Origin of the sequence: Rhizobacter sp. (assembly GCA_021153565.1) — a bacterium.
Classification (GTDB): domain Bacteria; phylum Pseudomonadota; class Gammaproteobacteria; order Burkholderiales; family Burkholderiaceae_C; genus Albitalea.
In genome coordinates, this window is the sequence record JAJKJU010000151.1 from 1 (window position 1) to 5345 (window position 5345).

Below are 5345 nucleotides of genomic sequence, written 5' to 3' on the forward strand. Positions count from 1 at the left end.
AAACTGATGTGAAGTCATCAACACCCGTTCGCCCTGATCCTTCGATACCTCAGGACTGGGTCGCTTCGCGATCGAAGGGCTTGTGGAGCGTCGGGATGGGGTTTCGATACGCCGCAGGCGTACCCTGCCCTGAGGTATCGAGGGTCAGCCTGAACGGAAATCGGTGTCCGCAACGTGAAGCGTACACATCAGTTTGAATCGCACCCTTGTGCGCTGCCGTGCGACGCGCGGGCACGAGAAGCTGCTAACCTCGCCGCCAAAGTACAGGCGAGCGAACGTGAGCACATTGCAGCACATTACCGTCCTCGACGATGAAGCCGACATCACCCAATTGCTGGCCAGTTATCTGCACGGCCACGGTTTTCGCGTCAGTCAACTGCATTCCGGACAGGCCTTGATGGACCTGATGGCGGCCGACCCGCCCGACCTGGTCCTGCTGGACCTTGGTCTGCCGGGCGAGGACGGGTTCGCCATTGCCCGGCAATTGCGCGAACACTGGCACTGTGGGCTGGTGATCGTCACTGGCCGGGGCGATGCGATCGACAAGATCGTCGGCCTGGAGGTCGGTGCCGACGACTACGTGACCAAGCCCTTCGATTTGCGCGAGCTGCTGGCGCGCGTCAGGGCAGTACTGCGTCGCCTGGCACCTTCTGCAGCGCCGACCAATGCCACTGCGACCGCTGCAACTCCGACGGACCGAACCCGCCTTCAGTTCGCCGGCTGGGTGCTGGACAAAGCGGCACGGCGCCTGACAAGCCCAAAAGATGAGGACGTCCCGTTGACCACCGGTGAATTCGATCTGCTGTGCACCTTCGCGCAGCATCCCGGCCATGTGCTGTCGCGCGATTTCTTGCTCGAGCAGACCCGTGGCCGCGAAGCCGCCCCCTTCGACCGAACCATCGACGTGCAGGTGGGACGCTTGCGCAAGAAGCTGGAAGCCGATGCAGAAGATCCGCAGATCATCAAGTCGGTACGCGGTGCCGGCTACGTCCTGGTGCCACCGGTGACTGCCGCTTGAAGCCATGGACAAGGCCCGGAATAATTTCCCGTTTTGGGGGGCGCAGGGCGGGCGCGCTGCGGCGTTGCTCCTCGCTTGTGTGGCTCGCCACACGGCGCTAGTAGCGCCTTGCATCGCATCCCTCCCTGCGCCCCCCAAAACGGGAAATTATTCCCGGCCATGTCCATGAGCGTCCCTTCGCTACTTGGGGAAATTCCTGCACTGCCCTTCGGCATCGACGAGCACACCGTCTTCCGTTTGCTGTTTGTCGCCTATCCCGATGCGTTGTTGCTGGTGGACCAGGCCGGCGCCATCACGCTGGCGAACCCCATGGCCGCCAGTCTTCTCGGCTACACGGTTGAGGAGTTGAGCGGGCTGAACGTGGACGCCCTGGTGCCCGACAGCATTCGACCTCGCCACGCGTCTTTCCGCGAAGCGTATGGCCGCGCGCCCCGCCCTCGCCCCATGGGCACGCAGATGGAGCTCGTGGCCAAGCGCAAGGACGGCAGCGAGGTGATGGTCGAAATCGCGCTCAGCCCGCTTCAAAGCCACGGCCTGCCCTTCGTCGTGGCAGCCATTCGCGACATCGGTGCCTATCCACGCGTCAGGCAGGCCCTGCAGCGCGCCCGCTACGGCGAACACCTTGCGCAACTGGGCCGCCTCGCGGTCGATGCGCGCGACCAGCAGGTCGTGCTTGAAAGTGCGCCGGCAATTGCGGCGACGGCATTGCAGGTCGAGTTGGCGATGGTGTTGCTCCTCGATAGCGATCGGCAAGAGTTCCGGGTTGCGAGCGGTGTTGGCCTGCTTTCCGGCGAAGGAGTCGGTGCACGGGTGGCCAACCGTCCCGACACTTCGGCGGGATTCGTCGTGGCACAGAACTGTCCGCTCATCGTGACGGACTTCAGCCATGAGCAGCGCTTCACCGTTCCCGAGGCCTATGTCAAAGCCGGCCTCCTCAGCGCGCTGGCAGTGCCCCTGTCCGATTGCGGCCGGACCATCGGCGTGATGACCGTCCGGTCGAAGGGCCTGCAGCGCTTCGGCGACGACGAGGTGCGCTTCGTCGAATCGCTCGCGAATCTGCTCGCCAGCAGCTTGCAGCGCGCGCAGGCAGAAGAGGCGCTCAATCATGCGCAGCGGCTTGAAAGTGTTGGGCAATTGACCGGTGGCATCGCGCACGACTTCAACAACCTCCTGACGGTCATCCAGGGCAACCTGCAGGTGCTCGAAGAGTCGCCCGCTCTCGCGCATGACGTTCACGGCCAGCAATTGGTGGGTGCCGCCACGCGCGCCACGCGCCGCGCAGCGGAGCTCACGAGCAAGCTACTGGCATTTTCGAGGCGTCAGATGCTGCAACCGGCCCAGGTAGACGTGAGTGCTCTGCTGCATTCCTTGTCGGACATGCTCAGGCGCACGCTGGACCAGCGCATCCACATCGAGGTTGACGCGCCGCCATCGTGCCCGCCCGTACTCGCTGACCCGGTCCAGCTTGAATCGGCTCTGCTCAACATTGCCATCAACGCGCGCGACGCCATGCCAGAAGGTGGCACGCTGAGCTTTCGCGGCCTCGCCTGCGACTTTCTTCCGGACGAAGTGCGCGGCGAAATCGACGATACCGATGCGCGCGATGAATCCTTCGTCGCCATTGCAATCACAGACACCGGCATCGGCATGTCCGACGAAGTCAAAGAGCGCGCTTTTGAACCGTTCTTCACCAGCAAGGAAGCGGGTCGCGGCACGGGGCTCGGCTTGAGCACCGTCTATGGCTTTGTGAAACAGTCCAAGGGCGCCATCGCCGTCGACAGTGCGCCGGGTGCGGGCACCACCATCACGCTCTACATTCCATGTCCTCGGAATGTGGACGAGCCCATCGACGACGAAGAAGCCACGGGAGAAGTCGTGCGCCCGGGCCTGAAGGTGCTCCTCGTGGAAGACGACACCGAGGTTCGCAGCGTTGTACGGACCTTTCTGGTGGCGCTTGGATGCGAGGTCACCACGGCCGCAAGCGGCGAGCAGGCACTGCTTGAGCTGGGGCAGGCCGCCGATTTCGACCTGCTCCTCACCGACATCGCTCTCGGCCAGGGCATGGGCGGCACGCAACTGGCGACCGAGGCACAAGCCAGATTCCCGCGCATGGCGATCCTGCTGATGTCGGGCTACTCGTCCTATCTGCTCGATGCCGACCGCGATTCGCCACCGAGTTGGGAACTGCTGCGCAAGCCCTACACACGGGCCGATCTTGCGCGCGGAATTGCGAAGGTGACTTCATTTCACCAACTCTAGTGCAGTGTTTCACGCACGGAACATTCCCCCAGGCCACCCTCGGCCCCCGGACGAGTAACCCTTGGTTAAACCATGCCGGTTTTCGGCAACCGATCGGAAGGCGATGGTCGGCAGGGATCAGGTCACCTGAAAAGTCGCCGCTCACAGCCTCTCAGCGCGTCTGTCCTTTGTTCCTATCCGAAATCGCCGCCACGGAGATCCATGCAGTGACCGGCACCGGTTCGAATCCCTTGATGAAGAGCGCTTCACGCACGTCGGCGAGACTCGGGTCCGTGCTCGCCGCCGTGAGCGCGCGGCGCAGGGCGGCGAGCTCCTCCGGTGGGGTGTGACACGACGTCACCAGCGGAAGCCCGGGTGCCGATGCGGTGCTGCCGATCACTTGAAGCCCGTCGAGAAGATCCGGCCATTGACGCCGGATGGCGGCGAGGCTGATGCAGTCGATGGCCGCGACATCGGCCCTTTCGTCGCGCAGCAACGCCAGCGAGCCGCGATGCGAGCCCGATTCAACCTCGCACCCAAAGAAGCGCCCGTCCTGCGCCAACGGCGCTACCAGCGCCCGCAGCGCATGGCATCCGGAGTGTGATTGTGTGTCGTTGATGGCAGCGACGCGGCCGCGAAAGTCCTCGATATCCCGGCTTCGATCGTCCTTGCGTACAAGCAATTCGCTGCGGTAGAAGATGCCCTCGCAGCCAGGCGCCGTGTATTGAAAGGCGCCCAGCACCTCTACGACGCTCACGAGACGCTTGACCAGCGGATAGACGCAGGTCTGGCTCATCAACAGATGCGGATCGCGCCAATGGGCGTCAAGGTCGGCGGGCCACAGTGCAGCAGGCGGCACGCGTGCAATGCCCTCAGCCTGCATGGCCGCTGCGATGCCGCTCCACCACACCTGCACCGCAGCGGGATCGGCGTCGTACATCGGCAAAGAAGCGAGTCGCATCGAAGTGCTCAAGGATAGGTTGGCGGATGGACCGGCGAATCGACGGGGCTGAATGCATGGCGTCGCAGCGGCGAAGCGTAGCCGTGTATAAGAAACCCGCCGTTGCGCTGGAGCACACCCGGCCGATCGGCCAGGTAGAGCGTGGGGATGCGATACCAGGGCAGCTGCGGCATCTCGTGATGCACCACGTGGTAGTTGTTATTGAGGTACAGCAGGCGCCAGAACCAGCCAGCTTCATTGACGACGACGCGGTGTGCAGGCTGGCTCGCCGGCCGATGCTCGTAGAAAGACCGAAGCATCGCCAGTCCCAACGCTGGATAGCCGACCGCAAGCATGTATTGCAGCGGGCCGATGCCGGCATGGCGTTCCAGCGCCCACAGCAGCACTGCGAGCAGCAACGGATGCTGCGCCCACATACGCGTCTGGGTGAAGTCACCGCGCCAGGGCTTACGCACGATATCCAGCCAGGTTGGCACGATGACCATGGCCGGGCCCAGCAACAAACGGCCGATGACGGTACGTTGCGCGATCCACATCGGCCGAAGCCAGAGTGATAGCCTCTCGTAGTCTGCGGCGGCAATGTAGTTGCTTTCCGGGTCGAGCCCGGGTTGGGTCAGCGATTCGTCCCGGTGGTGCGCAAAGTGAGCCTCGCGGTAGAGGTCGTAGGGGTACCAGACGGCCAGCGGCGCCAGAGCCAGCAAGCGATTGGCCACAGGGCTGCGGGTCGGATGCCCATGCAGGAGTTCGTGCTGGAGGCTCATGAACCAGCACGCAACGATGGCCAGCGGCACGGCGCTCAGCGGCCCCAGCACCCTGAAGGACCAAACCACGAGCAGCCAGGTGGCATAGACAACCGCGATCAGCAGCCATGTCGGCCATTCGATCGAGTGACTGCCTGGCATAGCGGAAGTGCCTATGAAGCGCGGGGACATCGTGTCGACACCTTACCGGCGACACACTGGATCTCCAACGAATCAAAGCGAGATTACTTATGCGCCGCCTCGTGCCCGCCTCAGAGGCTGAGAGTTTTTTCGAGCGTGCCCGAGCAGCGCGTCAAAAGGCACCTGATCTAGGCGCAAAGCGCAGCCATAGCCCGGGCTATGGCGAGCATTTGCAACGACGAGCAGG

At 63.6% G+C, this 5345-nt stretch carries 4 protein-coding genes; 2 read left to right on the plus strand and 2 right to left on the minus strand.

What is annotated here, in order from left to right:
* Positions 1-277: 277 nt before the first annotated feature.
* Positions 278-1018 carry a response regulator gene (locus tag AC30NL_RS09195; RefSeq protein ID WP_489463704.1) on the plus strand — a complete coding sequence of 247 codons (741 nt, stop codon included), beginning with the start codon at positions 278-280 and terminating at the stop codon, positions 1016-1018.
* A gap of 165 nt (positions 1019-1183) precedes the next feature.
* A complete protein-coding gene (locus AC30NL_RS09200; protein WP_489463705.1) occupies positions 1184-3277 on the plus strand; it encodes a PAS domain S-box protein in 2094 nt (697 codons plus the stop codon).
* Positions 3278-3428: 151 nt separating this feature from the next.
* On the opposite strand, the gene AC30NL_RS09205 is transcribed toward AC30NL_RS09200, so the two are convergent.
* Positions 3429-4217: a phosphate/phosphite/phosphonate ABC transporter substrate-binding protein gene (locus AC30NL_RS09205; RefSeq protein ID WP_489463706.1), complete on the minus strand. Its 789-nt coding sequence runs from the start codon at positions 4215-4217 to the stop codon at positions 3429-3431.
* 8 nt (positions 4218-4225) lie between these two features.
* Positions 4226-5119, minus strand: a complete 894-nt coding sequence (locus AC30NL_RS09210) for a fatty acid desaturase (protein ID WP_489463707.1) — start codon at positions 5117-5119, stop codon at positions 4226-4228.
* Between the last annotated feature and the right edge of the window lie 226 nt (positions 5120-5345).

What these genes read in the sequence shown, in the direction of transcription:
- AC30NL_RS09200 (WP_489463705.1), top strand. Translation starts at nt 1,184, where the DNA reads ATGAGCGTCCCTTCGCTACTTGGGGAAATTCCTGCACTGCCCTTCGGC.
- AC30NL_RS09205 (WP_489463706.1), bottom strand. Translation starts at nt 4,217, where the DNA reads ATGCGACTCGCTTCTTTGCCGATGTACGACGCCGATCCCGCTGCGGTG.
- AC30NL_RS09210 (WP_489463707.1), bottom strand. Translation starts at nt 5,119, where the DNA reads ATGCCAGGCAGTCACTCGATCGAATGGCCGACATGGCTGCTGATCGCG.